This window comes from Dialister sp., assembly GCF_036343215.1.
GTDB lineage: Bacteria > Bacillota > Negativicutes > Veillonellales > Dialisteraceae > Dialister.
The window spans coordinates 1-1,573 of record NZ_JAZASU010000195.1; the positions used below are offsets into that span (position 1 = coordinate 1).

Sequence of the window (1,573 nt, forward strand, 5' to 3'; positions counted from 1 at the left end):
ACCTCACGGACCCGGTCCTCCAACGCCTTCTCCCTTCTCCGGAAGCTGCTGCTCTCCTTTATCCACCTCTCAAGCGCCGGGCAGACGCCCTCGCACTTCCCGCCGTCATTTGCTGCCATGACCTTCCCCTGTTCCGGAACATCCGGCCTGCCGGCCGGTTTTATTGCATGCACATGCATATAATAAGTATTGAGGAAATTCGTGTCAACACCTTTTTCGATATTTTCAGGGTATTTCCCGCACGCGAAGCTCCGTCTGATCCAAGCACGTGAGCAGACAGGCAGCATCAGGCATTTCCATGCTCACTGGAAGCATCAGCCTGAAATGAGCCCGGCAGTCACGGACTTCTTTGGCCTGGCCTAATGACGGCAATTCTGCTCTTGCTCAGGTGCTGTCTGATTCCCCAAACCCAGGGGGATGCCTTGCTCAGGCGGGTTCATGGCTGGTCAAAATTTTAAAATGAGATGTATCTCACACTTTTTCGATATTTTCACCGGCCCGGCAGATGTAACATAAAACAGCATATTTAATTTTTCTGGTGAAAAATTACCCAGCATTACACGACCGGTTTTCACTCAAAATCTGTAATTCTGCGGCCATTTCCCCCAAATTCCAGCTGTATTTACAAATTTCGGAATCGCGATAGAATTGCAGATAAGAGCTTTGAAGAACGTGCTTTCTGAAGAGTCTCTGAGAAATCGGAACTGAGTTTTCCTCATGGAAAAGTCATTTCCGGAATGCATTGGCTCAGGAAAATCCTGAAAGAGAGAAAGGAGGAAAATCAGGGAATAACCCGGGCGCGGCAAGAAGCGTCAGGGAGAGATTGAAGACAGAAAAAAAAGATTAGACCGAAAGAACGATATGCATGAAGAAAGACTTGTATAAGACTTAAGACAGACTGAAATACTGCCAGAGAAAAGAAGAGTTTTATAAGCTGCAAGACGTGTGCATAAGAAAAGACGTGAGACAAGACTTACTGAAGGATATGTAAAATGAAGACCAGAACAAAATACGAAAGCCGTTTATTGTCAGAGAACACCGTCAGAAACATTTCTGCAAAGAAAAACCTATCTTTTTCACCCACGAAACCAACCCGCCTGCCGACCAAAGCCGGCAAACCAAGCGCCTGCAGCAAAGCCATTGCCGCCTTCCGCGGAATAATGTGCCGGGCCTGCGCCACCCCCCTGAAGAGCCGGACGATCACATTCATTCTGCCACTTCAGACATGCCTCTCGATGCAGGATCCGAACTGTCCGTTCTGCCGGAGAGCTCACCTGGCATCACCGCCAAAACCCATACTGACCTGACAAAGCATTCCCCGCCCGGGAAAAATCTGAGCGATGCCTGTTTTCCATGAAAACGGGACGGCCGGATTATGCCCGGATAAGGAAGCGGCATTAACACATTGGAGAACAGCTCACTGTTCCCTGCACAGCAGAATGCGCCGGGAACAGGAGAACAGAAGAAAGAGAACTGAAAAACCGGACAGCCATGATTGATTGAAGACCATGTATTTCAGATAAGACGCGGGGGCTGTCCGGCCCCAGTAAAAGGGATATCAGAGAAGAGTGAT

General features: G+C 48.8%; 1 protein-coding gene. It reads right to left on the reverse strand.

Annotated features, from left to right (window positions below):
- Positions 1-973 precede the first annotated feature (973 nt).
- Positions 974-1,210, reverse strand: a complete 237-nt coding sequence (locus tag VZT47_RS10315) for a hypothetical protein (protein WP_330224874.1) — start codon at positions 1,208-1,210, stop codon at positions 974-976.
- Positions 1,211-1,573 lie beyond the last annotated feature (363 nt).

What these genes read in the sequence shown, in the direction of transcription:
- VZT47_RS10315 (WP_330224874.1), bottom strand. Translation starts at nt 1,210, where the DNA reads ATGAATGTGATCGTCCGGCTCTTCAGGGGGGTGGCGCAGGCCCGGCAC.